Here is a 22992-nt window from a genome sequence, read left to right on the forward strand (position 1 = left end):
GCCGGCCCGGTCGTCGCTCGGTGGACCGTCATGAGGTGAGCGGTTTGGTCCACCGGCGCCAGCGGGACTCGCGGGTGTACCCGGCCGCTCTCCAGGCGTGCTGCGCCCGCTCGTTGCGTTCGAGCACCATCGCGTCGCCGCGCCTGCCGCCGAGCGCGGTGAAGCGGCGTTCGGCGGCGTCGAGGAGCGCGGTCGCTACGCCCTGACGCCGGGCGTCCGGGTGGACGGCGAGGCGGTAGAGGTGGCAGCGCCAGCCGTCGAAACCGGCGATGACCGTACCGACGAGGTCGCCGTCCCGCTCGGCGAGGAGCAGGGCGCCGGGGTCGCGGGCGATCAGTCGTTCCACCCCCGCCCGGTCGTCGCTGATGCTGGTGCCCTCGGCCGCGACCCGCCAGAAGGCGAGGACGGGCAGGGCGTCGGAGGGGGTGGCGGTCCGAAGGTGAAGATCGCTCATCACCGCAGCCAATCACCGCACCGATTTCCGGGTGGGGAATTCCGGCATGCGAGATGAATGTCGTTCATGCCCTGCCAACGGTCGAAGGCCCCGATCCGTCCCCGGGGGGCGCGGGAGGTTCCCGCTGTTGCCGAGGAAGGCGCCCTTGCCGCTACTAGCGCCACGGCGCTAGCGTGGACGCATGTCGAAGACCCAGTTGAACGTTCGGGTGGACGAAGCCACGGCCGAGACGGCCCGGCAGCGCGCGTCGCAGCGCGGTATCAGTGTGAACCGCTATATCGAGGAACTCGTCCAGCAGGACGAGGGCGAGAACGGCAAGGCATTCGTCGAGGCCGCCGCCGACTTCATGAAGCGTTACGAAGAGGTCTTCGCCGAGGAGTTCGGCACCCGGGCGGCCGCCCGGGGTGAAGGCGCGCGTTGACCCTCCGTATCGACCTCGCATGGCTGCTGATGGTCGCCGAGCACTACACGCCGGGCGACCCGCAGGTGACCGACTGGGGCGCGCTCGTCGCGGCCGTCAGCAGGCACGACGCGGAGATCTTCGGCACGCCCGTCTACACCGACACCCACACCCGCGCCGCCGCCATGCTCCAGTTGCTCGTGCACGTCCCGGCGCTGGAGGAGACGAACGCGCTGTTCGCCTCGGCCGTGGCCTACGCCTACCTCGTCGCCAGCCGCCTCAAGCCCTCCATGACGCCGGAACAGGTACGTGACCTGGCCCGGCTGGTGAAGGACGGCTCGGCGCCACTGGACCGGATAGCCGACGAGCTGCGCACCTGGACGACGGAGGCGGAGCTGGGCCCGGCCGGACAGGTCGGATAGCGGCGCGCTCGCGGTCGCCCGTACGTACGGCTGCGCCCGCTCGCGGTTGCCCGTACGTACGGCTGCGCCCTGTACGGCGATGCCCCGCGCGCCTACGCCTTGTACGGCGCCGGGGCGAAGACCTCCGCGAAGGCGGCCGCGTCCCAGGTGCCGCCGAGCTGCGGGGCCAGCCAGTCGGGGGCGGCGGTGCGGAAGGCGGCGGGGGACAGGGCGCCGGCGGCTTCCGGCAGCGCGCCGAGCAGCGGCGCCTGCGCGACCTCGGGCAGGTCCGCGATGTTGCAGCGCTCGGCCAGCTCCGGCTCGGCCCGCCAGCTTCCGATGATCACACCGATGCAGTCGACCTTGCGGGCGCTGAGCGCTTCGACGGTCAGCGCCGTGCTGTTGAGGGTGCCGAGCCCGGCCGGGGCGACCAGCAGCACCCGCGCCCGCAGCAGCGCCGCCGCGTCGGCGAGGGTCGAGCCCTGCTCGTCGTAGCGGACCAGCAGCCCGCCCGCGCCCTCGACCAGCACGACGTCGTGCACCGCGGACAGTTTGGCCGCCGCCTCCGCGATGTCCTCGGGGCCCACCGGCCGCAGCCCGGCGCGGCGGGCCGCCGTCGCGGGCGCCAACGGCTCGGGGTAGCGGGCCAGTTCGGCCGCCGTCACCGGGCCCGCGAGCCTGGCCACCTCCGCGGCGTCCCCCTGCTCGCCGTCCGCCACGCCCGTCTGGGCGGGCTTGAGCACGGCCACGCTCAGCCCCTGCGCGAGCGACGCGGCGGCCACGGCGGCGGTGGCCACCGTCTTGCCGACCTCGGTACCCGTTCCGGTGATGACCACGATGGCCATGGTGTCGCTCCGTTCCTCGTTGCCGTGCCATGTCATGTCGCCGTGCCGCTCCGGGCGCCGCGCGTGTGCCCGGAGCGTACGGTCCCGGCGCGCCTCGTACCCGTGCCGGGACCGCTCATTCCGCCCAATTGGTGACGAGCGCGGTCAGCTCGTACGACGTATGCCGTACGGCGCGCGGTATGTCGGATGCCGTGCGTCTGCCGCCCGGGACGCGGCCCGGTCAGCCCGCGACGGCCGCGTCCCGTACCGCCGCGCAGATCCGCGCCACGTCGTCGTCGCCCGTCACATAGGGCGGCATCGTGTAGACGAGATCGCGGAAGGGCCGCAGCCACACCCCGGCGCGCACCGCGGCGGCGGTGGCCGCGGCCATGTCGACCGGGTGGTCGAGCTGGACGACGCCGATCGCGCCGAGCACCCGCACATCGCGGACACCGGGCAGCGCGGCGACCCCGTCCAGGCCCTCGCGCAGCCCGGACTCGATGCGCTTGACCTCCAACGCCCAGTCGTGGTCGAGCAGCAGGTCGACGGAGGCGCAGGCGACGGCGGCGGCCAGTGGATTGCCCATGAAGGTCGGGCCGTGCGCCAGCACCGGCACCTCGCCGCGCGAGATGCCCTCGGCGACCTCGCCGGTGCACAGCGCCGCCGCCATCGTGAGATAGCCGCCGGTCAGCGCCTTGCCGACGCACATCACATCGGGGCAGACCCCGGCGTGCTCGGCCGCGAAGAGCGTGCCGGTGCGGCCGAAACCGGTGGCGATCTCGTCGAAGACCAGCAGGACGTCGTGTTCGTCGCACGCCTCCCGCAGCACCCGCAGGTACTCGGGGGAGTGGAAGGACATGCCGCCCGCGCCCTGCACCACCGGCTCGACGATGACGGCGGCCAGCTCGTCGGCGTGCCGTCCGATCAACTCCCGCAGATGCGCGGTGTACACGGCGTCGGGCGCCGCGTCGAAGCCGGGCGGCGGGGCGTCGGCGAAGATCTGCCGGGGCAGCACGCCCGACCACAGCTCGTGCATGCCGCCGTCCGGATCGCACACCGACATCGGCTGCCAGGTGTCCCCGTGGTAGCCGCCGCGCCAGGTCAGCAGCCGCTGCTTGTCCGGCCTGCCCAGCGAACGCCAGTACTGGAGGCACATCTTGATCGCGACCTCGACCGACACGGAACCCGAGTCGGCGAGGAAGACATGCCGCAGCGGCTCCGGCGTGATCTCCACCAGCTTGGCCGCGAGACGTACGGCGGGCTCGTGCGTGAGCCCGCCGAACATCACATGACTCATCCGGTCGAGCTGGGCGTGCGCCGCGTCGTCCAGCACGGGGTGCCGGTAGCCGTGGATCGCCGACCACCACGACGACATGCCGTCGACCAGTTCGGTACGGCCCTCGGCGGGCGCCGCGAGCCGCAGCCGTACGCCGGAGGCGGACGCGACGACAAGCGGCTCCTGACGGCCGGGCATCGGGCCGTACGGATGCCAGACGTGCTCCCGGTCCAGCGCCAGCAGCGTGTCCGGGTCGAGCGGCGCGTCGGGCGAGGGGCAGGGCTCAGGCATTGGGCGGCAGGTCCGTCCCCGCGCCGCGTCGCCGTACCGCCACCAGATCGGGGCGCGGGCCCTCGGCGCGTACCGGTTCCGTCCGCACCGTCTCGGTCCGCACGGGCGCCGCGCTCGCGGCGGGTGCCGCGTCCTCGGCGTGGCCGCAGGGGCCGCAGCCGCCTTCGTGCGAGCCGCACACGGAGCCGGAAGCGTGGGAACCGCAGCCGGTCGCCGCCTCCGCGACGTCGGCGCGGTGCGCGGGCAGCGTGGACGTCCCCGCGCCCTCCACCTCGAAGCCCGCGTCGGCGATCATGTCGAGGTCGGCCTGGCCCGCCTGGCCCTCGCTGGTCAGATAGTCGCCCAGGAAGATCGAGTTGACCAGGTGCAGGGCGAGCGGCTGCATCGTGCGCAGGTGCACCTCACGGCCGCCCGCGAGCCGTACCTCGACGTCCGGGCAGACGAACCGCGTCATCGCCAGGATGCGCAGGCAGCGCTGCGGGGTGAGATTCCACTCCTTGGCCAGCGGCGTGCCCTCGAACGGGATCAGGAAGTTCACCGGCACCGAGTCCGGGTCGAGCGCGCGCAGTGAGAACACCACGTCCACCAGGTCCGCGTCGCTCTCGCCCATACCCGCGATCAGCCCCGAGCACGCGGACAGCCCGGCGGCCTGCGCCTGCCGCACGGTGTCCACACGGTCGGCGTAGGTGTGCGTCGTGGTGATGTCGCCGTAGGTGTTCTCGGAGGTGTTGAGGTTGTGGTTGTACGCGTCCGCGCCCGCCGTCCGCAGCCGCTCGGCCTGGCCGCCGGAGAGCAGGCCGAGGCAGGCGCACACCTCGACGTCCTCGTTCTGGTCCTTGATGGCCGCGATGGTCGCCGAGACCCGGTCCACGTCGCGGTCGGTGGGACCGCGCCCGCTCGCCACCAGGCACACCCGCTTGGCGCCGCCCGCCACCCCGGCGCGCGCCGCCGCGGCGGCCTCGTCGGGCTTGAGCCAGGTGTACTTGAGGATCTCGGCCTTCGAGCCGAGTCGCTGCGAACAGTACGAGCAGTCCTCGGGGCACAGCCCGGACTTGAGGTTGACCAGGTAGTTCAGCTTGACCTGGCGTCCGAACCACTGGCGGCGCACCTTGCCCGCGGCGGCCACCACGTCGAGCAGTTCGTCGTCGGAGGTCGCGAGGACGGCAAGCGCCTCGTCCCTGGTGGGCAGCTCGCGCCGCAGCCCCTTGTCCACGAGAGTGGTCAGCAGATCCATAGGGGCGATCCTCGCGCACGACGGCACCCGCGGCCAATGGCGGACCGCACAACTCGGGTGGCTACTGGTGTGTGCATCACCACACCCTGTGCATGTGTGCGGGCCAGTACGTTGCTGATGACGTCCGTGTGAGGGGGCGCGCGGCCCGACCAGAAGTGCCGCTGAACCGAAGTGCCACTGAAACGCTGAGCCGAAGAACCGCTGAGCCGAAAAGCCGCCGATCCGCCCGACCGGCTCGCGCACCGATCCGCCCGATCCATCGACCCGCCGACCCCAGGGACACCCGTGAAGAGCACCGACCCCGCCGACCCGCACGCCTCCGCCGGGAGCGACACCGCCGACCCGTCAGGTCCCTTCGGCTGGATCGCGGAACAGGCCAGGATCAGGCGCGAGGCCGGGCTCCGGCGGGAGTTGCGCCCCCGCCCGGCGGACTGGGAACTGCTCGACCTCGCGGGCAACGACTACCTCGGCCTGACCCGGCACCCCGAGGTCACGCAGGCGGGCGCCGACGCCTGCCTGCGCTGGGGCGCGGGCGCCACCGGCTCCCGGCTGGTCACCGGCAGCACCGCGCTGCACGCGGAACTCGAAGCGGAGATCGCCGACTTCACCGGCTTCGAGGCGGCCCTGGTCCTCGCCTCCGGCTACGCCGCCAACCTCGCCGCCGTCACCGCGCTGACCGGCCCCGACACCCTGCTGGTCTCCGATGCCGCCAACCACGCCTCACTGATCGACGGCTGCCGCCTGTCGCGCGCCACCACCGAAGTGGTGCCGCACGCCGACCCCGAGGCCGTACGCAAGGCGCTCGGCGCGCGGGCCCGGCGGGACGCCGACGCGTCCCGGTCCGGGGGAGCGTCCTCCGTCGTCGTCAGCGACTCGGTGTTCTCGGTGGACGGCGACGCGGCGCCGCTGCCCGCGCTCGCCGCGGCCTGCCGCGAGTACGGCGCCGCGCTGCTCGTCGACGACGCGCACGGCTTCGGCGTGCTGGGCGAGGGCGGGCGCGGCGCGCTCGCGGCGGCCGGACTCGCCGGGGCCCCCGACGTGGTGAGCACGGCGACGCTGTCGAAGGCGTTCGGCGCGCAGGGCGGTGTGGTGCTCGGCCCCGCGGCCGTCATCGAGCACCTGGTCAACGCCGCCCGCACCTTCATCTTCGACACCGGTCTCGCCCCGGCCGCGGCGGGCGCCGCCCTCGGCGCGCTGCGGCTGCTGCGGCGCGAGCCGGAGCGCGCCGACCGCGCGTTGCACGTGGCCCGCGCCTTCCACCGGATGCTGACCGCCGCGGAGTTGGACGCGACGGCGCCCGACGCCTGTGTGGTGTCGGTGCGCGCGCCCTCGCCCGAGGCGGCCGTCGAGTGGGCGGCCCGGTGCCGGGCCGCGGGTCTGGCCGTCGGCTGCTTCCGGCCGCCGTCCGTCCCCGACGGGGTGTCCCGGCTGCGGCTGACCGCGCGCTGCGACCTGACGGACGCGCAGGTCGCGGGTGCGGTGGACGTCATCGTCCGTACGGCGCCGCGCGGTTGACGGCGCGGCCCGCCGCCGTCCGTCCGGCGCAGGAACCGAACCGGTCCTACGCGGGGCCGAGGTCGTCCCGGCGCAGCGCCCCGACGAAGTGCGACCAGGCACCCGGTGGGAAGAGCAGCGCGGGCCCCTCCTGGTCCTTGGAATCGCGGACGGCGAGCAGCCCCGAGGCCAGTCTCGCGGTCTCCACGCAGTTGTTCGCGGCGGTGCTGTGACTGCTCCTCCGCCATGTCACGCCGGAAATCGACGCGCTCGAGGAAACGTACCCGGACTGTGCCGCCATGGTGGCCTCCTTTATGCGCCTGCGAATCGCGACATCTCCCCGGCGATCTTACTGATCAACGCGACGGACTCGTCGCGAGGAAGGGCAATGTTGCTCAATCGGGTGAAAGCGGCGCCGTAAGCGGTGATGTCTTCTTTTCGATCGACGTAGAGACTACTCGTCAAATGATCGATAACAACCACGTCGAGATCAGCGATGCGCGGAAATGAGAAGATAACGAACGAACCCGTAACTCCTATGTGGCCTCCGGCACCGAAGGGCAGCACCTGGAGCCGGATCTGCGGCAGCGCGGCGGCGCGTTCCAGTGACCGCAACTGATCGGACATGACCGCGGGGCCGCCGACCACGCGGCGCAGCACGGCCTCGTCCAGCACGGCCCACAGTTCCAGCGGCTCGTCCTGGCGCAGCACCGCCTGCCGGGCGATCCGCACGTCGACCAGTGCGCCGGCCTCGCTCCGGGTCAGATGCGGCATGACGTCGCGGGTGAGTGCCCGGGCGTAGGCGGGGGTCTGGAGCAGGCCGGGCACCACGCTGTTCTCCATCGAGCGGGCCCGGCTGGCACCCGCCTCCAGGCTGATGAAGTCGCGGTACTCCACGGGCAGTACGTCGCGGAAGTCCTGCCACCAGCCGCGCTGTCTGCCCTGACCTGCCAGCGTGCCCAGCAGGTCGCGCAGATCGCGGTCGCGCACCTCGTAGACGTCGAGCAGCACGTCGACGTCCTCGGCGCTGACGCTGCTGCGGCCGGTCTCGATACGGCTGACTTTCGACTGGTGCCAGCCGGCCGCCTCGGCGACCTGCTCGCTGGTCATTCCGGACAGGTCGCGGAGTCGGCGCAGTTCGCCGCCGAGCTTGCGTCGTCGTACGGCGGGGACCCGTTCCATGGCCTCTCGCACCTCCTGAAGTGAGGGATGCCGGTAGTCGGGCGGTCATTACGACAGTGTGCCGACCAAATGCGTATCCACGTAGCAGAGTTCACCGATTTGAGCGACAGATATATGCATTGCGCGGTGGACCGTCCGAAACGGCGGCACGATTAGTGGCAGTCTGGCGCGAACCAGCCACTTCCGGGCGTGGCCCGGAGAGCCCGCGCCGATACCCCGGTCCGCGGTGGGATGGGAAAGGAACGATGTCGCCATGGCAGATCTGCAGGAAGCTTCCGTCACTCTGCCGAGCGACCCTGCCTCGGTACCGGCGGCCCGGCGCTACGTCTGCGCCCGACTCGCCGAATGGGGACTGCCGTCGGACGCCCCCTCGGTCGACGCCGTGCGCCTGATCGTCTCCGAGCTGGCCACCAACGCGGTGCTGCACACCTCGGGGATGTCGCCGACCTTCACCGTGGACGTGCGTCTCGAACGGCAGGAGCAGTTGCTGATCGGCGTGACCGACAGCCACCCGCGCTGGCCCCAGCGGCTGCCCGCGGCGGTCCAGCAGGACAACGGGCGCGGGATGGTGATCATTCGGCATCTGGCGGCGGAGTCCGGCGGCAGGCTGCGGATCACGCCGACCGACGAGGGCGGCAAGACGGTCTGGATCACGATCCCCTGGGCGGTCCCGGTGGCCTGAGCGACGGGCGCTGTTCACGGGCGCGTCGGCGGCACCAGCAGCGCCTCGGCTCCGACCGGTGCGAAACCGGCGGCGAGGAAGGCCCGCACGCTGGCCGCGTTGCCCGGGGCGATCTGGGCCCACAACGGCGCGCCGTCCGGGACGAGATGACGGGCCGCGAGGGCGAGAAGGCGGCCGAGGCCCTTGCCGCGGGCGTCCGGGTCCACCTCGACGGCGGTCTCCCAACGGCCCGCCACACCGCGGCCGATGAGGACGGTGCCGCCGGGCGCGGTCCAGGCCCGCACGTCGTCGCGGTGCTGGAGCGCCCGCACGATCCGCGGATGGGAGCGGTCGGTGGTCTCGGTGAGGGGGAGCGGGGGCGGGCCCGGCAGCGGGGCGGCCAGGGCCAGCAGGTCGAGGTTGTTGACCACACGGCCGGTGCGGGCGCAAAGAGCGGTCAGGAAAGGCGGGTTGAGCGGAGCGGACAGGTCGTCGGGCGGGAGCAGGGCGCGGAGACCGGCACCGGTGCCTTCGGACGCCGGGCATTCGGCCGTACCCGCCGTACTCCCCGTACTCGCCGTCCCCGACGCGTCGGCGATGTCGGCGAAGACCACAGTGTGGGCGGTGAAGGCGATGACTCCGGCGTCGCGGGCCGACGGCTGGGCGACGAAGGTGACGGTGCCGTCGGCGGGCGGGAAGTCGCCTCGCGCGGCGGCGTCCAGCAGGGACCGCAGGGAGGGCCCGGCGCGGTGCGCCGCGGTGGTCGGCGAGCTCATCCGACCATCCTCTCAGCCGTCCCGTACGCGGCCGGACGCGCCTACGATCGGGTGACATGCGGCCGATCGCGGGGCCGGTCCCGCGAGTCTGTGCGTCATGATCAAGAACCGAGTCCGGTCGCTTCTCACGACCGGCGCGCTGACCCTGACCGCCGTACTCGCCGCGCAGACCGCGGCCACGTCGGAGACCGCGTCGGCCGTCGCCTCCGGACCCCTGTCCCCCGCGGCGCCCACCGCCCTGTCCGCGCCCTCCACGTCCCTCGTGCCCCGTCCCGCCCCCGCGGGCGACGACGGCTGGTGCCCGGTGGTCCACGACCCGCTGTTCGCCGCCGCCGACCGCAGCGTCGACGTCGAGCGCATCACCCCCGAGCCGTCCTACCGCCGCACGTGCGGGGAGCTGTTCCGCTCGGACGGCCGCGCCCCCGCCGTGGTCTTCCAGGAGGGCTTCCAGCCCAAGGCCGCGCAGGACGGGCAGTACGACCTCGCGGCGTACGTGCTGAAGAACCAGCCGTCGCCGTTCGTGAGCACCAGCTACGACCACGACCTCTACAAGCAGTGGAAGCCCGGCTTCAACTACTACGTGGACGCGCCCGGCGGCATCGACGTCAACGCCACGATCGGTGACACCCACAAGTGGGCCGACCAGCACGAGGTCGCCTTCCCCGGGGGCCTCGCCCGGCGCTTCATCGTCGGCGCCTGTCCCGTCGACAAGGCGACCAAGGACGAGGACCTGGCCGGCTGCGTACGCAACCCGTACTACGTGCCGTGGCGCGGGATTCCGGCGCCGCGTCCGCTCGCGCCGGTGCTGCTCCCGGCGGGCTGACCGTCCCTGATCCGGCCGGGGGAGCCGCACCCCCCGGCCGGACCGGCTGTCCACGCCGCTGAAGGGGGTGCGGCGGGTCGCCCCGTCGCACCCGAGCCGCCGGCCCGCACTGTTCTACGGCTCCGGGCCGCTGTTCGGGCCGGACGACGGCCGGGCCGCGCGGCGGCGAGTGCCCACCGCTCCACGGACCGTATACGCCGTACGGGCGCGATACGCGGCGCGGCCGGAATCGGCCGTCCGGGTCACGCCACCCGCCCGTACCAGACGGCGCTGGTCCAGATCCTTTCCAGCCGGACCCTGGCGCCGGTCTTGGGGGCGTGCCAGATCCGGCCGCTCCCGGCGTAGATCCCGACGTGGTAAATGGACCGGCCGGTGTGGAAGAACACCAGGTCACCGACGCGGCGGGCCCCCGACGAGATGTGCCGGGTGCTGTTGTACTGGGCGGCGGCGGTACGCGGCAGCTTCTTGCCCGCGCGCTTGAACGAGTACAGCGTCAGCCCCGAGCAGTCGAAGCGGTTCGGGCCGGTGGCGCCCCACTGGTAGGGCGAGCCTTTCTTCGACGCCGCCACGTTCAGGGCCTTCACGCCCATCGTCGCGGCCTCGGCCTGCTGGGCGGTGCCCGGCAGCAGCGCGGGCAGTGCGACCGCTGTGGCGGTGAGCACGGAGGCCGTCCCGAGCCGGGACAGCCGTCCGGAGATGCACTTGAGCGCGAACATGCGCAACCCTTCGTCATCAGCCTCCGAAGGATGACCTGTCGGGTTCGGGCTGGCGAAGATGCCCGGCCGCGTGGTGCGGCTTCACCCCAAGGGACGGCTCCGGCGCTGTGCCGTGACCGACCCGTCGTACCTGGGTCCTCCGCTCCCGCCGGTGCACTCATGTCGACCTGACGTCCACGCGGCGGCGGGACTGGGCGTCCGCGTGGACCGCCCCGCCACGGCGGCGGGGGCTTGTCGTCACTACGGATGGTGACGCACAGAACCGGCCACAGCCGGGCGGGAAACGCGCGGTGTGAGTCAGGTCACGACTCACCTATTCGGGTGGACACCGGGGTGAATCACCCGGTCCGCGCCCCCGGTCGCATCATCTGACCTGCGGATATGTGACGGACGATGGGCGGTTTTGGCCGGTGCGCGCAATTCGGCCGGAGAGCATGAATCGGCGGTGAATACGCCGATGGGATGAGCCCCTTTGGTGCAGTGCCGACGGTTTCGGGCGCGCAGAGTGACCGCGCTCACACCTGGCTTGCGTCGGCGTGCCGCGCGAGCTCTCCGTCGGCGGACCGCACGAGGCTCACACCAACGGGCCGCACGGGCCGCACGGGCCGCGCTGTCCGCACCAGCCTCACGCGGGCGGCGGCCCCGCGGCCGGATCGGGCGCCAGCGCCACCAGCCCCGACCGCCGCTCGCCGTCCAGCACCCGCAGGGCGCGGGCCAGTGTCGCGTGGTGCAGTTCGGTCTCGCCCCGCATGTGCATCACGGTCAGCGCGTCGCGCAGCGCGGTCGCCCGGCCCACCAGCGCCTGGGCGGCCCGCAGGGCGCTGTAGGTGTCGGCGGTGCGGGACGGATTGATCCGGCCGAGCAGATCGACGACCTCCAGGTAGGAGTCGATCAGCTCACCCTCGGAGCGGGTGAGCGCCGGAAGCGGCGGCAGTTCCGGGACCACCGCGGGTCACCGCAGGCCGTACGCGGGGCCGTTGGTCTTGCGGCTGGTGGTCAGCTTGTCCACCAGCCCGTAGGCGACGGCCTCTTCGCCGTCGAGGACCTTGTCCCGCTCGATGTCGGTACGGATCCGCTCGATGTCCCGGCCGGTGTGCCGGGCCAGCAGCGTCTCCAACTGCTCGCGGGTGCGCAGCAGTTCGTTGGCCTGGATCTCCAGGTCCGAGATGGGCCCCTGGACCACCTCGCCGAGCGACGGCTGGTGGATCAGCACCCGCGCGCCCGGAGTGATCATGCGCTTGCCCGGCGCGCCCGCCGCCAGCAGCACGGCCGCGGCCGAGGCGGCCTGCCCGATGCAGACCGTCGCCACGTCGCAGGTGACGAACTGCATCGTGTCGTAGATGGCGGTCATCGCCGAGAACGAGCCGCCGGGCGAGTTGATGTAGAGGTTGATGTCCTGCTCGGGGGCGGCGTTCTCCAGGTGGATGAGCTGGGCCATCACGTCGTTCGCCGAGGTGTCGTCGACCTGGGTGCCCAGGAAGATGATCCGCTCCTGGAGCAGCTTGGAGTACGGGTCCATCGTGCGGACGCCGTTGCTGCTGCGTTCGGTGAACTCGGGCAGGACGTAGCGGGCGGTGGGACGGAACACGGCGTGCACCTCCGGGCGGATCTGGGCGCAGGAACTGGCCACAGGTCAAAATGTACAGGACGTACATCTCGTTATGATGGGGAGCATGACCCATGACGTCCCGGTGACACAAGCGCGTGCCGAGCTCGCGGAACTGATCAACCGCGTGGTCTACGGCGGCGAACAGGTGGTGCTGACCCGCCACGGCAAGCCGCTCGTCGCCCTGGTGTCCGCCGCTGACCTGCAACGACTGCGTGATCTCGACGAGCAGGCCGAGGAGCAGGTGATCAGTACGGTCTCCGCCGTCGGCTCCCGTACGTCCGCCACGGGCGAACGCCGACGGTTCGGCATCGCGGCCGAGCACCGGGGTCACCAGACCGGCGACCGTCGTCCGTAACAGCGACCGCCGCCCGTAACAGGGGTTAACGCAGTCGAAACCGCGTCGAACTAATCTCGCGGGTTCTGACGACTGTGAGGTGTGGCTGTGCAGTTGACCCCCCACGAGCAGGAACGCCTGCTCATCCATGTCGCCGCGGACGTGGCGGCCAAGCGGCGCGCCCGCGGGCTGCGGCTCAACCACCCCGAGGCGGTCGCGCTCATCACCGCGCATCTGCTCGAAGGGGCCCGCGACGGCCGCGGCGTCTCGGAACTGATGGAGTCCGGGCGCACCGTGCTGACCCGCGCCGACGTCATGGACGGCATCCCCGAGATGATCCACGACGTGCAGGTCGAGGCCACGTTCCCCGACGGCACCAAGCTCGTCACCGTCCACCAGCCGATCGTCTGACGGGCAGGAGCGCCATGATCCCCGGAGAGATCCTCAGCGCGGACGCGCCCGTGCCGCTCAACGCGGGCCGTCCGGTGACCCGCCTCACCGTTCTCAACGCGGCCGACCGGCCCGTCCAGGTCGGCTCGCACTACCACTTCGCCGAGGCCAACCCCGGTCTGGAGTTCGACCGCGCCGCCGCCCGCGGCCTGCGGCTGAACATCGCCGCGGGCACCGCCGTACGCTTCGAGCCCGGCATCCCCGCCGAGGTCGAACTCGTGCCGATCGCCGGACAGCGCGTCGTGGCCGGGCTGCGCGGCGAGACCGCGGGGGCGCTCGATGGCTGACCTCTCGCGGGCCGTATACGCCGACCTCTACGGCCCCACCACCGGGGACCGGGTCCGGCTGGCCGACACCGACCTGCTGATCGAGGTCGAACGCGACCTGGCGGGCGGGCCGGGACTCGCGGGCGACGAAGCCGTCTTCGGCGGCGGCAAGGTGATCCGCGAGTCGATGGGCCAGGCGCGCACCAGCCGCGCGGAGGGCGCGCCCGACACCGTCATCACCGGCGCCGTCGTCCTCGACCACTGGGGCGTGGTCAAGGCGGACATCGGCATCCGCGACGGCCGGATCACCGCGCTGGGCAAGGCGGGCAACCCCGAGACGATGGACGGCGTCCACCCCGACCTCGTCATCGGCCCCGAGACCGAGATCATCGCGGGCAACGGCAAGATCCTCACCGCGGGCACCATCGACGCGCACGTCCACTTCATCTCGCCGACGCTGCTGCCGCAGGCCCTGTCGGCGGGCGTCACCACCGTCATCGGCGGGGGCACGGGACCGGCCGAGGGCACCAAGGCGACCACCGTCACGCCCGGCGGCTGGCACCTGGCGCGGATGTTCGCGGGCCTGGAGGCGTACCCGGTCAACGTCGGGCTGCTCGGCAAGGGCAACACCGTCAACCAGCGGTCCATGCACGACCAACTGCGCTCCGGAGCCGTCGGGTTCAAGATCCACGAGGACTGGGGCGCCACCCCCGCCGCCATCGACGCCTGCCTGACGGTCTGTGAGCGGACCGGCGCCCAACTGGCCATCCACACCGACACGTTGAACGAGGCCGGATTCGTCGAGGACACCCTGGCCGCCATCGCGGGCCGGGGCATCCACGCCTACCACACCGAAGGCGCGGGCGGCGGGCACGCGCCCGACATCATCACCGTGGTCTCGCAGCCGCACGTGCTGCCGTCCTCGACCAACCCGACCCGGCCGCACACCGTCAACACCGTCGAGGAGCACCTCGACATGCTGATGGTCTGCCACCACCTCAACCCGTCGGTCCCCGAGGACCTCGCCTTCGCCGAGTCCCGGATCCGCCCGTCGACCATCGCCGCCGAGGACGTCCTGCACGACCTCGGCGCGATCAGCATCATCAGCTCCGACTCACAGGCCATGGGCCGGATCGGCGAAGTCGCCCTGCGCACCTGGCAGACCGCGCACGTGATGAAGCGACGGCGCGGCGCGCTCCCCGGCGACGGCGCGGCCGACAACCACCGCGCCCGCCGCTATGTCGCCAAATACACCATCAACCCCGCGGTCGCGCAGGGCCTCGACCACGAGATCGGCTCCGTCGAGGCCGGGAAGCTCGCCGACCTGGTGCTGTGGGAACCGGCGTTCTTCGGAGTCAAGCCGCAACTCGTCATCAAGGGCGGGCAGATCGCCTACGCCCAGATGGGCGACGCCAACGCGTCCATCCCCACCCCCCAACCCGTGCTTCCCCGGCCGATGTTCGGCGCGGTCGGCGCCGCGCCCGCCGCCAACTCCGTCAACTTCGTCAACGAGGCGGCGCTGGAGGACGGCCTGCCCGAACGCCTCGGCCTCGGCAAGGAGTTCGTGCCGATCCGCAGTACACGCGCCGTGACCAAGGCCGACATGCGGGAGAACGACGCGCTGCCGAGAGTCGAGGTCGAACCCGACACGTTCACCGTACGGATCGACGGCGAGGTCGTGGAGCCCGCGCCCGCGCCGGAACTGCCCATGGCCCAGCGGTACTTCCTCTTCTGAGACCATGACCCCGACGACACCGCCCCCTACGACACCGCCCCCTACGACCACGACACCCGCCGCGCGCGCAGCCCTGCTGCTGCTCGCCGACGGCCGCTTCCCGGCCGGCGGCCACGCGCACTCCGGCGGCGCGGAGGCCGCGGTCGCCGACGGCCGGGTGCGGGACGCGGCGACCCTGGCGGACTTCTGCCGGGGCCGTCTGCACACCACTGGACTGGTCGCCGCCGCACTGGCCGCGGCGGCGACCTTCGGCCTCGACCCGCTCGTCCTCGACGCGGCGGCCGACGCCCGCACCCCCTCGCCCGCCCTGCGCACCACCTCCCGCAAGCTCGGCCGCCAGCTTCTGCGCGCCGCCCGCGCCGCCTGGCCCGCACCCGCGCTCGACCAGCTCGCCGCCGCCCGCCCGCGCGGCGCCCACCAGCCCGTCGTCCTCGGCGTCACCGCCCGCGCCGCCGGCCTGCTCCCGCAGGACGCGGCACACGTCGCCGCCTACGAGTCCGTCAGCGGGCCCGCGACCGCCGCCGTACGGCTGCTGAGCCTCGACCCCTTCCACGCCGCGGCCGTACTCGCCCGGCTGGCACCGTGCGTCGACGAGGCGGCCGCCGCGGCGGTGCTCGCCGCCGAACGCGCCCTCGCCGAAGGCCCGGACGTGCTGCCCGCCGCGTCCGCGCCGCTGCTCGACCTTGCCGCGCAGGACCACGCCGCCTGGCCCGTACGCCTCTTCGCCTCGTGATTCGCCTCCTGACCCGCCTCCCGATCCGCTTTCCGATCCGCAGCCTGATCCGCCTCCCGATCCGCAGCCTCATCCGCCGCCCGGTTCCGAACGCCGTCCGCACCAACGGAGTTGACCATGCATCTCGACCACCCCGAGACCTTCCCCGAGCGGTACGCGCACTCCTCGCCCGCCGTCCGCGCCGACGGCAGGCGGCGCGCGCTGCGGATCGGCCTCGGCGGCCCGGTCGGGTCCGGGAAGACCGCGACCGTCGCGGCGCTGTGCCGCAGACTGCGCGACGACCTGTCGATCGCCGTGGTCACCAATGACATCTACACGCGCGAGGACGCCGAATTCCTGCTGCGCAACGCGGTGCTGCCCGCCGAACGGATCGCCGCCGTGGAGACCGGCGCGTGCCCGCACACCGCGATCCGGGACGACATCTCCGCGAATCTCGAAGCCGTCGAGGACCTGGAGGACGCGGTCGGCCCGCTCGACCTCATCCTCGTCGAGTCCGGCGGCGACAATCTGACCGCCACCTTCTCCAAGGGACTGGTGGACGCGCAGATCTTCGTCATCGACGTGGCGGGCGGCGACGACATCCCCCGCAAGGGCGGCCCCGGCGTCACCACCGCCGACCTCCTCGTGATCAACAAGACCGACCTCGCCCCCTACGTCGGCGCCGACCTCACCCGCATGTCCCGCGACGCCGCCGCCCAGCGCGGCGACCTGCCGGTCGTCCTCACCTCCGTCGCCGCCCCCGACGGCGTCGCCCCGGTCGCCGCCTGGGTGGGCGACCGCCTGGCCGCCTGGGCCGCCGTCCCCGCGACGACGGCGTGAACGACGTGGCGGTCCGCGACACCGCGCGCGGTGTCGTCGCCACGGCGCGGATCGTCGCCGCCCCCGACGGGCACGGCGGTACGGCGCTGCCCGTGCTGGCCGGTGACGGACCGCTGGCGCTGCGGCGCAGCCGGGTCGTCGGCGGCGCCGACGGCGAAGGGGCCGGGGTGATGGTGGTCGGCGCGATGAGCGCGCCGCTCGGCGGCGACCGGCTGCGGATCGAGGCGGAGGTGGGGCAGGGCGCACGGCTCGCGGTGGGGTCCGCCGCGGCCACGGTGTCCCTGCCGGGGCGGGACGGCGGGCGGGCGACGTACGACGTGCGGCTGACCGTACGGGCCGGTGGCGCGCTGCGCTGGCTGCCCGAGCCGGTGATCGCCGCCCACCGCAGCGACCTGCGGATGACCACCCGCGTGGACCTCGGCCCCGGCGCGCGCCTCCTGCTGCGGGACGAACAGATCCTCGGCCGCCACGCGGAACCCCCCGGCCACCTCAGCACCCGGCTGACCGCCCACCTCGACGGCCGCCCGCTCCTGGACCAGGAACTCCGCTTCGGCCCCGGCGCCCCCACCGGCTGGGACGGCCCGGCCGTCCTCGGCCGCTACCGGGCAGTCGGCCAACTCCTGCTGATCGAACCCGGCTTCGCCGACCTCCCGGCCGTCGCCCGCACGCTGCTCGCCGACCCCGCCGAAGGCCGGGCGGCCGTCACCCCGCTCGCGGGCCCCGCCGCGTTGATCACCGCGGTGGCCGCGGACGGCCTGCGCCTGCGCCGTCTGCTGGACGCCGGTCTGGCGGCCGTCCGGGCCGCGAGCGCCCCGGCCGACTAGAGCCTGTCCGGCGGATCACGAACGGCCCCTTCGGTGCCTGGCACGCCCGCCCGCCGCGTTACCTGAATGCCCGCACAGCTCCGCTGTGCGGGCATCCCGGCGCCCGGAGCGCGACCAGCGCAGGCCCGGGGGAACGGCCGTCACCCGTGCGGCGGCAGCCACCTCACGCCCAACTCGTCCGCAGAATCACACTTTGATGAAGAATCACCCGCCTGGCCTGTTCACAGGCGACTCACAGGGGAAAGGATTCGCTCCGCAGCAACTGTGACCACCGTGGCCACAAGCCACGGACCAGGAGGGGAGTTTCCGCCTTGAGACGCACGATCGTGCTCGTCTCCACCGGCGCCCTGATCGCGGGCGCCATCGCAGCCGCCCCGGCGGCCACCGCACAGTCGCACGACCAGCCGTCGAGATCGGCGCGGTCCGTCACCGTACCCGAGTCCGTCGGCGTGGTGATCGCCGCCGCGAACGCCGCCCGCAAGGGCATCGACTGGGCGGCCTGCCCGGCGAGTTGGAACATTCCGTCGCCGATCACCTGCGGCTATGTGACCGTGCCCGTCGACTACGGCAAGCCGTTCGGCGCGACCGTCAAGCTGGCCGTGGACCGGGCGGGCAACACCGGTACCCCGGCCGAACGGCAAGGCGCGCTGATCTACAACCCGGGCGGTCCCGGCGGCTCGGGACTGCGCTTCCCGGTCCGGGTCACCACCTCCTCCGCGCTGTGGGTCAAGACGGCGAAGGCGTACGACTTCGTGGGCTTCGACCCGCGCGGCGTCGGCCACTCCGCCCCGATCTCCTGCGAGGACCCGCAGGAGTACGTGAAAGCTCCCAAGGCCGACCCGGTGCCGGACAGCGAGGCCGACAAGCTCGCACAGCGCAAGCTCGCCGCCGAGTACGCCGACGGCTGCCTGGAGCGCACCGGCGCGCGGACGCTCTCCCAGATGACCACGCAGAACACCGCCCGCGACCTGGACGTCATCCGCGCCGCGCTGCACGAGAAGAAGCTCAACTACCTGGGCGTCTCCTACGGCACGTACCTCGGCGCGGTCTACGCGACGCTCTTCCCGACGCACGTGCGCCGGTTGATCGTGGACAGCGTCGTCAACCCGGCGCAGGACCAGATCTGGTACCGGAACAACCTGGACCAGGACGTGGCCTTCCAGGGCCGCTGGGACGACTGGGAGGCGTGGGTCGCGACGTACGACTCCGTCTACCACCTCGGCGACACGCCCGCGAAGGTCGAGCAGAAGTGGCTCGCGCTGCGCGCCGCCGCCAAGAGCCACCCGATCGGCGGCGTCGTCGGGCCGAACGAACTCCTCGGCTTCTTCCAGAACGCGCCCTACTACGACTCGACATGGGCCACGGTCGCGGGCGTCTGGAGCCGCTACGAGGCGGGTGACACCCAGGCGCTGCTCGACGCGGCGGCGCCCGACCTGTCCGACACCGCGGGCAACATCTCGGCCGAGAACAGCAACGCCGTGTACACCGCGGTGGAGTGCACCGACGCCAAGTGGCCCACGAATTGGCGCACATGGGACCGGGATAACACCGCGCTGCACGCCAAGTACCCCTTCCTGACGTGGGAGAACGCCTGGCTGAACCTGCCGTGCGCCACCTGGGGCGTCAAGCAGCAGCGCCCGGTGGACGTCCGCTCGCACCACGGGCTGCCCGCCGTGCTGATCGTGCAGAGCACCAGGGACGCGGCGACCCCCTACACCGGGGCGCTCGAACTCCACCGCCGCCTGGCGGGCTCCCGCTTGATCACCGAGAAGGACGCGGGATCGCACGGCGTCACCAACCTGGTGAACCCGTGCATCAACTCCCGTGTCGAGAGCTATCTGTTGACGGGCACGGTCGACGCCCACGACGTGGTGTGCGGACCCCACGCCGCACCCGTCCCCGCCGCGCCCTAGGGCGAGGAACCCGCGAGACCGCGTACGGGCGGTCCACCCACCTTCACGGTGCGGTGGGCCGCCCGCCGCGCGTCCGGCGTGACGGCCGCGCCGCCACGGGGCGACGACGACCGCGGTACGGCTACGGCCGCTTCGCGGCGGTGTCGGTGAAGGCGGCGGCGAAGGCCGCACGGGTGGGGGAGTCAGCGCGCCGGTCCAGGACCGCGAAGACGGCCTGGTCGAAGGCGCCCACGAAGCGGCCGTCGCCGGTCAGCAGCCGGGCGAAGGCGGCGGCCACCCGCGCCGGGTCGTTCATGAAGACCCCGCAGCCCCAGGCGCCCAGCACCAGCCGCCGGTAGCCGTGTACGGCGGCCACCTCCAGGACCCGCTCGGCGCGCGCGTCGAGGGCCGCTCCGACGAGGGGCACGCGCTCGGGCGTCGTGCGCGCGATGACCCCGGCGTTCGGCGCGGGCGAGGTGAGGAAGCCGACGGTGTACGGCACGTCGAGCAGCGTGCCGCTGTCGTCGCGGAAGACCGGCACGGCGGGGGAGTGGATGACGCGGTCGCTGTAGAAGACATCGGTGTCCGCCCGGTGGTGGGCGTAGAACTCGGGCGCGCGCAGCAGACAGGTGTAGAGCGCGGAGGAACGGCACAGCGCCTCCTCCTGCGCCTGCGCTCCCTTGACGTAACCGCCGCCGGGGTTGCGTGCGGAGGCGAAGTTGAGCACGGCCACCGCGCCGCCCGCGGCGTCTGCCGCGACCAGCCTGGCCGCCGCCTCCATGCTGCTCTCCGGCGTCACCTCGCAGCGCACGGGCCCGTCGCCCCACGCTCCCTCGCCGGGGACCGCGACCGGCGCGGGGCCGTACATCCTGGTCCCGTCGGCCGCCGCCGCGACGGCCTCGCCGAGCGGGACGTACCGTCCGGCCGGGGAGTCGTACCCGCCTTCCGCCGCGATCCGCTGATTCTCCGTGGCGATGTTCCGCAGACGAGCACTCATGCCCAGGACGGTAGGGCGTGTACGGGCTCCGGCGCGAGTGAATTCGGGCGGTCGCGGCGGCCGTCGGGCCGATCCGTACGGGCTGATCCCGGACTTCGTACGGCTTCGTCCGGCCTTCCGGCCGGCTTCTTGCGGGCGGCGGTAGACGCGATATATCGTGAGTCGCGTTCCGTTTCCCTGGGAGGTAGTGCCGTGTCCGAGCTGTCCCCGAAGGCGCGTTCCGGCGAGCCGAGGATGCGGGCGTCCGACGACGAGCGCGACCGTACGGCGGCGCTGCTGGCGGAGGCATTCGCCGCGGGCCGGCTGACCGCCGAGGAGCACGCCGAGCGGATGGAGGCGGCCTACGCCGCCAGGACCCGCGGCGACTTGGCGCCGCTCACCGCCGACCTGCCCGCCCCCGCGCCCGGCGCCCCGCTCGCCTCGCCCGCCGACAACGAGGCGGTGCGGGCGCTGTTCAGCAAGGTCCGCCGCTCGGGCCAGTGGCCGGTGCCGCCGCACACCGTCGTACGGGCCAGCTTCGGCGCCGTCGTGATCGACCTGCGGCAGGCGGTGTTCACCCGCCGCGAGGTGGTCATCCAGGCCGACTCCTTCTTCGGCAAGGTCGAGGTCATCGTCCCCGACCACGCGCAGGTCTACGACGTCGGCACGGCGCTGTTCGGCAAGCGCTCCCAGCACGGCCGCCGCAGCGACAAGAGCGGCGTGGACGGACCGGTCGTACGGATCACCGGACGCTCCGTCTTCGGCCACGTCCGGGTGATGCGCCGCTTCAAGTGGCCCTGGCGGGACGGCCGCTGACGCCGCGGCGCGGACCGGGCGTCACGCCCCGCGCCCGGCCAGCCAGCGGTCCTCGGCCGCGTAGTCGAACCAGTCGCCGTGCTCCGACAGCCGCGCGGGCAGCGGGAACACCTCGCGCCAGTCCGCCTTGTCCAGCTCCGCCGCCAGCCAGGCCACCGTCCCCGGCAGCGACTCCTCGTACGAGGTGACCGCGCGGTAGCCCAGTTCGCGCTCGGCCGCCGACATGTCCAGCACCATCGGATACGGCATGCCCCACGGAGTGTCGCCCACGGTCGGCTCCGGCGGCGGCCCGTCCACCAGCACGGTCTCGCTGGTCACGCCGAGCGCCCGGTCCACCGCTGCGGAGATCTCCGCGACGGTCGGCACCCGCGGATCACCCGCGTTGAGCGCACGGGAGCCCGGCTTCGCCGCCGCCAGCCGGACCAGCTCGGCGATGTTCGACGCGTGCACCGGATGGAACCGGCTCCTGCCCCCGTACGCCAGCACCCGCACCGGACGGCCGTCCAGCGCGCGTTTGACGAAGTACATCTCACGCGGCAGCGGACTGTGCGGGCCGTGGATCGCCCCGGCGCGCAGCAGCGTCGACGGCAGCCGCTCGCCCGCCTCCAGCAGCGTCCGCTCCAACTCGACCTTGCGGGTGCCGTACGTCGAGGGGCCCGGCGCGACCGTCGCGCAGGTCTCCGGGAGCGGCACCGGAAAGCGCGGGGAGCCGTCCGGCTCGGCCTGCGTGTCGAAATTGCGGCCCGCCTCGTCCTCGTACACCGCCGCGCTGGAGATCACCACCGCGGAACCGATCCGGTCGGACAGCGACAGCAACTGCCGCGCGTCGGCGCCGTCGTAGGCCACACAGTCCAGCAGGACGTCGCAGCCGTCGCCGAGCGCCGCGGCCAGCGCGGCGCTGTCCGAGCGGTCAACCCGGACCGTACGCACGCCCGGCGGCCACCCCTCGTCCGAGCCGCCGCCGCGCGAGGCGGCCGTCACCTGCCAGCCGTCCGCGGCCAGGGCGCGTACGGCCTGCCGCCCGATCTGTCCAGAAGCGCCGATCACGAACGCGGTTCCCGTCATGGTGAGGACGCTATGCGGGCGGGCACCGCGCGGACCAGAGGGGTTCGCCCTGCGCGGATTCGCCCTCGGCGCAACCCCGGCAGCGCGAGAAGGAGCCCCGGCAGCGCGTGGCGGGGTCCCGGCAGGGCGCGGCGCAATCCCGGCGGGGCGGGAACAGGCCCCGGATCAGGACGACTTGCGGCGCAGCCGCCCCCCGGTGCCGCCCTGCGCGAGCGCCGCCTGCTCGGCCTTCACCTCGCCCGCGTACCGGTCCACGTACTCCTGCCCGGACATCGCCATGATCGCGTACATGATCTCGTCGGTCACCGACCGCACCACGTACCGCTCTTCCTCCATGCCGAAGAAGCGGCTGAAGTCCAGCGGCTCGCCGAAGCGGATGGTGACCCGGCCGATCCGCGGGAACTTCCGTCCCGGCGGCTGGAGTTCGAAGGTGCCGAGCACCGCGCAGGGGATCACGGGGGCCTGGGCGCGCAGCGCCATCAGCGCGACGCCGGTCCTGCCGCGGTACAGCCGCCCGTCGTGCGAGCGGGTGCCCTCCGGGTAGATGCCCAGCAGCTCGTCGCGCTCCAGGACCTCGATCGCCGCGGTGACGGCCGCCTGCGACGCCTTGCCGCCCGACCGGTCGACCGGGATCTGTCCGACGCTGCGGAAGAACGCCGCCGTCAGCCGCCCCTTCAGACCGGGACCGGTGAAGTACTCGGCCTTGGCCAGGAAGGTGATGCGGCGCGGCAGGATCGCGGGCATCACGAAATGGTCGGTGAACGACAGGTGATTGCCCGCGATGATCGCCCGGCCGCTCTCGGGGATGTTCTCCATCCCCTCGATCCGGGGCCGGAACATCAGCCGCAACAGCGGCCCGAGGACCACGTACTTGAGCAGTCGGTAGAACACGGTGGCTGCCTCCCCTGACCCGTCCCGGTGCGCCCGGAGAGCGGTGCCCC

27 protein-coding genes and 1 riboswitch are annotated in these 22992 nt (G+C 72.9%); of the genes, 14 read left to right on the forward strand and 13 right to left on the reverse strand.

The annotated features are described in order from the left end of the window. Positions 1 to 28: 28 nt before the first annotated feature. Positions 29 to 454, reverse strand: coding sequence for a GNAT family N-acetyltransferase (locus ACIP4Z_RS23575; RefSeq protein ID WP_355341214.1), 426 nt, complete (start codon positions 452 to 454; stop codon positions 29 to 31). A gap of 181 nt (positions 455 to 635) precedes the next feature. Here ACIP4Z_RS23575 and ACIP4Z_RS23580 point away from each other — a divergent pair, with 181 nt between their 5' ends. Both ACIP4Z_RS23580 and ACIP4Z_RS23585 read left to right on the forward strand, forming a co-directional pair. Then, positions 636 to 875 (forward strand): antitoxin, encoded by a 240-nt coding sequence (locus ACIP4Z_RS23580; protein ID WP_355341211.1) that lies wholly within the window; start codon positions 636 to 638, stop codon positions 873 to 875. Next, on the forward strand, positions 872 to 1276 hold the full coding sequence (locus ACIP4Z_RS23585; protein ID WP_355341208.1) for a fic family toxin-antitoxin system, toxin component: 405 nt from the start codon (positions 872 to 874) through the stop codon (positions 1274 to 1276). The genes ACIP4Z_RS23580 and ACIP4Z_RS23585 overlap by 4 nt, the downstream gene beginning before the upstream one ends. Positions 1277 to 1368: 92 nt before the next feature. Here the strand turns inward: ACIP4Z_RS23585 and bioD are convergent, their stop codons facing one another. From bioD to bioB, 3 genes are all read right to left on the reverse strand, one after another. After that, complete coding sequence (bioD, locus tag ACIP4Z_RS23590; protein ID WP_355341205.1) at positions 1369 to 2100, reverse strand: dethiobiotin synthase; 732 nt, start codon at positions 2098 to 2100, stop codon at positions 1369 to 1371. A 220-nt stretch (positions 2101 to 2320) separates the two neighbouring features. Next, positions 2321 to 3646, reverse strand: a complete 1326-nt coding sequence (locus tag ACIP4Z_RS23595) for an adenosylmethionine--8-amino-7-oxononanoate transaminase (RefSeq protein ID WP_391045151.1) — start codon at positions 3644 to 3646, stop codon at positions 2321 to 2323. Then, positions 3639 to 4880, reverse strand: a complete 1242-nt coding sequence (gene bioB / locus ACIP4Z_RS23600) for a biotin synthase BioB (protein ID WP_401311144.1) — start codon at positions 4878 to 4880, stop codon at positions 3639 to 3641. Before bioB ends, ACIP4Z_RS23595 begins: the two co-directional genes overlap by 8 nt. Positions 4881 to 5165: 285 nt before the next feature. Here bioB and ACIP4Z_RS23605 point away from each other — a divergent pair, with 285 nt between their 5' ends. Further along, complete coding sequence (locus tag ACIP4Z_RS23605) at positions 5166 to 6395, forward strand: 8-amino-7-oxononanoate synthase (RefSeq protein WP_401311147.1); 1230 nt, start codon at positions 5166 to 5168, stop codon at positions 6393 to 6395. A gap of 46 nt (positions 6396 to 6441) precedes the next feature. Here the strand turns inward: ACIP4Z_RS23605 and ACIP4Z_RS23610 are convergent, their stop codons facing one another. Both ACIP4Z_RS23610 and ACIP4Z_RS23615 read right to left on the reverse strand, forming a co-directional pair. Beyond that, positions 6442 to 6675, reverse strand: a complete 234-nt coding sequence (locus ACIP4Z_RS23610) for a DUF397 domain-containing protein (protein ID WP_355341196.1) — start codon at positions 6673 to 6675, stop codon at positions 6442 to 6444. Positions 6676 to 6686: 11 nt separating this feature from the next. Further along, a complete protein-coding gene (locus ACIP4Z_RS23615; RefSeq protein ID WP_355341193.1) occupies positions 6687 to 7556 on the reverse strand; it encodes a helix-turn-helix transcriptional regulator in 870 nt (289 codons plus the stop codon). Between the two features lie 253 nt (positions 7557 to 7809). Between ACIP4Z_RS23615 and ACIP4Z_RS23620 the strand changes: the two genes are divergently transcribed. Next, positions 7810 to 8238, forward strand: a complete 429-nt coding sequence (locus tag ACIP4Z_RS23620) for an ATP-binding protein (protein WP_355341190.1) — start codon at positions 7810 to 7812, stop codon at positions 8236 to 8238. Between the two features lie 14 nt (positions 8239 to 8252). On the opposite strand, the gene ACIP4Z_RS23625 is transcribed toward ACIP4Z_RS23620, so the two are convergent. Then, on the reverse strand, positions 8253 to 8993 hold the full coding sequence (locus ACIP4Z_RS23625; protein WP_401311152.1) for a GNAT family N-acetyltransferase: 741 nt from the start codon (positions 8991 to 8993) through the stop codon (positions 8253 to 8255). A 97-nt stretch (positions 8994 to 9090) separates the two neighbouring features. Between ACIP4Z_RS23625 and ACIP4Z_RS23630 the strand changes: the two genes are divergently transcribed. Beyond that, positions 9091 to 9816 (forward strand): ADP-ribosyltransferase, encoded by a 726-nt coding sequence (locus ACIP4Z_RS23630; protein ID WP_391045140.1) that lies wholly within the window; start codon positions 9091 to 9093, stop codon positions 9814 to 9816. A gap of 242 nt (positions 9817 to 10058) precedes the next feature. Here the strand turns inward: ACIP4Z_RS23630 and ACIP4Z_RS23635 are convergent, their stop codons facing one another. The 3 genes from ACIP4Z_RS23635 to ACIP4Z_RS23645 form a co-directional block, all read right to left on the reverse strand. Then, complete coding sequence (locus ACIP4Z_RS23635; protein WP_355341181.1) at positions 10059 to 10532, reverse strand: C40 family peptidase; 474 nt, start codon at positions 10530 to 10532, stop codon at positions 10059 to 10061. A 3-nt stretch (positions 10533 to 10535) separates the two neighbouring features. Continuing rightward, positions 10536 to 10664, reverse strand: a riboswitch (cyclic di-AMP (ydaO/yuaA leader). Positions 10665 to 11157: 493 nt separating this feature from the next. Then, positions 11158 to 11478, reverse strand: a complete 321-nt coding sequence (locus ACIP4Z_RS23640) for a hypothetical protein (RefSeq protein ID WP_188285530.1) — start codon at positions 11476 to 11478, stop codon at positions 11158 to 11160. Positions 11479 to 11484: 6 nt separating this feature from the next. After that, a complete protein-coding gene (locus ACIP4Z_RS23645; RefSeq protein ID WP_188285535.1) occupies positions 11485 to 12120 on the reverse strand; it encodes an ATP-dependent Clp protease proteolytic subunit in 636 nt (211 codons plus the stop codon). An 85-nt stretch (positions 12121 to 12205) separates the two neighbouring features. On the opposite strand from ACIP4Z_RS23645, the gene ACIP4Z_RS23650 reads away from it, so the two are divergent. The 8 genes from ACIP4Z_RS23650 to ACIP4Z_RS23685 all read left to right on the forward strand — a co-directional run bounded on the left by ACIP4Z_RS23650 (position 12206) and on the right by ACIP4Z_RS23685 (position 19215). Continuing rightward, a complete protein-coding gene (locus ACIP4Z_RS23650; RefSeq protein ID WP_188285531.1) occupies positions 12206 to 12496 on the forward strand; it encodes a type II toxin-antitoxin system Phd/YefM family antitoxin in 291 nt (96 codons plus the stop codon). A gap of 87 nt (positions 12497 to 12583) precedes the next feature. Further along, positions 12584 to 12886, forward strand: coding sequence for an urease subunit gamma (locus ACIP4Z_RS23655; protein ID WP_355341177.1), 303 nt, complete (start codon positions 12584 to 12586; stop codon positions 12884 to 12886). A 14-nt stretch (positions 12887 to 12900) separates the two neighbouring features. Next, positions 12901 to 13212 carry an urease subunit beta gene (locus ACIP4Z_RS23660; RefSeq protein ID WP_355341174.1) on the forward strand — a complete coding sequence of 104 codons (312 nt, stop codon included), beginning with the start codon at positions 12901 to 12903 and terminating at the stop codon, positions 13210 to 13212. Next, on the forward strand, positions 13205 to 14926 hold the full coding sequence (locus ACIP4Z_RS23665; protein WP_401311158.1) for an urease subunit alpha: 1722 nt from the start codon (positions 13205 to 13207) through the stop codon (positions 14924 to 14926). The genes ACIP4Z_RS23660 and ACIP4Z_RS23665 overlap by 8 nt, the downstream gene beginning before the upstream one ends. A gap of 4 nt (positions 14927 to 14930) precedes the next feature. Next, positions 14931 to 15659 carry an urease accessory protein UreF gene (locus ACIP4Z_RS23670; protein ID WP_401311161.1) on the forward strand — a complete coding sequence of 243 codons (729 nt, stop codon included), beginning with the start codon at positions 14931 to 14933 and terminating at the stop codon, positions 15657 to 15659. Positions 15660 to 15776: 117 nt separating this feature from the next. Next, positions 15777 to 16478, forward strand: coding sequence for an urease accessory protein UreG (gene ureG, locus ACIP4Z_RS23675; RefSeq protein WP_188282479.1), 702 nt, complete (start codon positions 15777 to 15779; stop codon positions 16476 to 16478). Next, on the forward strand, positions 16475 to 17302 hold the full coding sequence (locus ACIP4Z_RS23680; protein WP_391045132.1) for an urease accessory protein UreD: 828 nt from the start codon (positions 16475 to 16477) through the stop codon (positions 17300 to 17302). The genes ureG and ACIP4Z_RS23680 overlap by 4 nt, the downstream gene beginning before the upstream one ends. A gap of 311 nt (positions 17303 to 17613) precedes the next feature. Next, positions 17614 to 19215: an alpha/beta hydrolase gene (locus tag ACIP4Z_RS23685; RefSeq protein WP_401311165.1), complete on the forward strand. Its 1602-nt coding sequence runs from the start codon at positions 17614 to 17616 to the stop codon at positions 19213 to 19215. Between the two features lie 121 nt (positions 19216 to 19336). Here ACIP4Z_RS23685 and ACIP4Z_RS23690 read toward each other — a convergent pair whose 3' ends face one another. Then, on the reverse strand, positions 19337 to 20191 hold the full coding sequence (locus ACIP4Z_RS23690; protein WP_391045129.1) for a TIGR02452 family protein: 855 nt from the start codon (positions 20189 to 20191) through the stop codon (positions 19337 to 19339). Between the two features lie 192 nt (positions 20192 to 20383). Between ACIP4Z_RS23690 and ACIP4Z_RS23695 the strand changes: the two genes are divergently transcribed. After that, entirely contained in the window at positions 20384 to 20986 is a 603-nt protein-coding gene (locus ACIP4Z_RS23695; RefSeq protein ID WP_355341153.1) for a DUF1707 domain-containing protein, read from the forward strand. A gap of 21 nt (positions 20987 to 21007) precedes the next feature. Here the strand turns inward: ACIP4Z_RS23695 and ACIP4Z_RS23700 are convergent, their stop codons facing one another. Continuing rightward, the gene (locus ACIP4Z_RS23700; protein WP_401311169.1) at positions 21008 to 22051 is read right to left on the reverse strand and encodes an NAD-dependent epimerase/dehydratase family protein; all 1044 of its coding nucleotides are present in this window, start codon (positions 22049 to 22051) and stop codon (positions 21008 to 21010) included. 165 nt (positions 22052 to 22216) lie between these two features. Continuing rightward, entirely contained in the window at positions 22217 to 22942 is a 726-nt protein-coding gene (locus ACIP4Z_RS23705) for a lysophospholipid acyltransferase family protein (protein ID WP_355341148.1), read from the reverse strand. Between the last annotated feature and the right edge of the window lie 50 nt (positions 22943 to 22992).

Source organism: Streptomyces sp. NPDC088910 (genome assembly GCF_044749865.1).
In the GTDB taxonomy this organism is placed as follows: Bacteria; Actinomycetota; Actinomycetes; order Streptomycetales; family Streptomycetaceae; genus Actinacidiphila.

Bases quoted from the DNA above. Each gene is read 5' to 3' on its own strand.
- ACIP4Z_RS23650 (WP_188285531.1), top strand. From the start codon at position 12,206: ATGACCCATGACGTCCCGGTGACACAAGCGCGTGCCGAGCTCGCGGAA.
- ACIP4Z_RS23625 (WP_401311152.1), bottom strand. From the start codon at position 8,993: ATGAGCTCGCCGACCACCGCGGCGCACCGCGCCGGGCCCTCCCTGCGG.
- ACIP4Z_RS23660 (WP_355341174.1), top strand. From the start codon at position 12,901: ATGATCCCCGGAGAGATCCTCAGCGCGGACGCGCCCGTGCCGCTCAAC.
- ACIP4Z_RS23670 (WP_401311161.1), top strand. From the start codon at position 14,931: ATGACCCCGACGACACCGCCCCCTACGACACCGCCCCCTACGACCACG.
- ACIP4Z_RS23595 (WP_391045151.1), bottom strand. From the start codon at position 3,646: ATGCCTGAGCCCTGCCCCTCGCCCGACGCGCCGCTCGACCCGGACACG.
- ACIP4Z_RS23630 (WP_391045140.1), top strand. From the start codon at position 9,091: ATGATCAAGAACCGAGTCCGGTCGCTTCTCACGACCGGCGCGCTGACC.
- ACIP4Z_RS23615 (WP_355341193.1), bottom strand. From the start codon at position 7,556: ATGGAACGGGTCCCCGCCGTACGACGACGCAAGCTCGGCGGCGAACTG.
- ACIP4Z_RS23635 (WP_355341181.1), bottom strand. From the start codon at position 10,532: ATGTTCGCGCTCAAGTGCATCTCCGGACGGCTGTCCCGGCTCGGGACG.
- ACIP4Z_RS23665 (WP_401311158.1), top strand. From the start codon at position 13,205: ATGGCTGACCTCTCGCGGGCCGTATACGCCGACCTCTACGGCCCCACC.
- ACIP4Z_RS23575 (WP_355341214.1), bottom strand. From the start codon at position 454: ATGAGCGATCTTCACCTTCGGACCGCCACCCCCTCCGACGCCCTGCCC.
- ACIP4Z_RS23580 (WP_355341211.1), top strand. From the start codon at position 636: ATGTCGAAGACCCAGTTGAACGTTCGGGTGGACGAAGCCACGGCCGAG.
- bioD (WP_355341205.1), bottom strand. From the start codon at position 2,100: ATGGCCATCGTGGTCATCACCGGAACGGGTACCGAGGTCGGCAAGACG.
- ACIP4Z_RS23610 (WP_355341196.1), bottom strand. From the start codon at position 6,675: ATGGCGGCACAGTCCGGGTACGTTTCCTCGAGCGCGTCGATTTCCGGC.
- ureG (WP_188282479.1), top strand. From the start codon at position 15,777: ATGCATCTCGACCACCCCGAGACCTTCCCCGAGCGGTACGCGCACTCC.
- ACIP4Z_RS23620 (WP_355341190.1), top strand. From the start codon at position 7,810: ATGGCAGATCTGCAGGAAGCTTCCGTCACTCTGCCGAGCGACCCTGCC.
- ACIP4Z_RS23690 (WP_391045129.1), bottom strand. From the start codon at position 20,191: ATGAGTGCTCGTCTGCGGAACATCGCCACGGAGAATCAGCGGATCGCG.
- ACIP4Z_RS23700 (WP_401311169.1), bottom strand. From the start codon at position 22,051: ATGACGGGAACCGCGTTCGTGATCGGCGCTTCTGGACAGATCGGGCGG.
- bioB (WP_401311144.1), bottom strand. From the start codon at position 4,880: ATGGATCTGCTGACCACTCTCGTGGACAAGGGGCTGCGGCGCGAGCTG.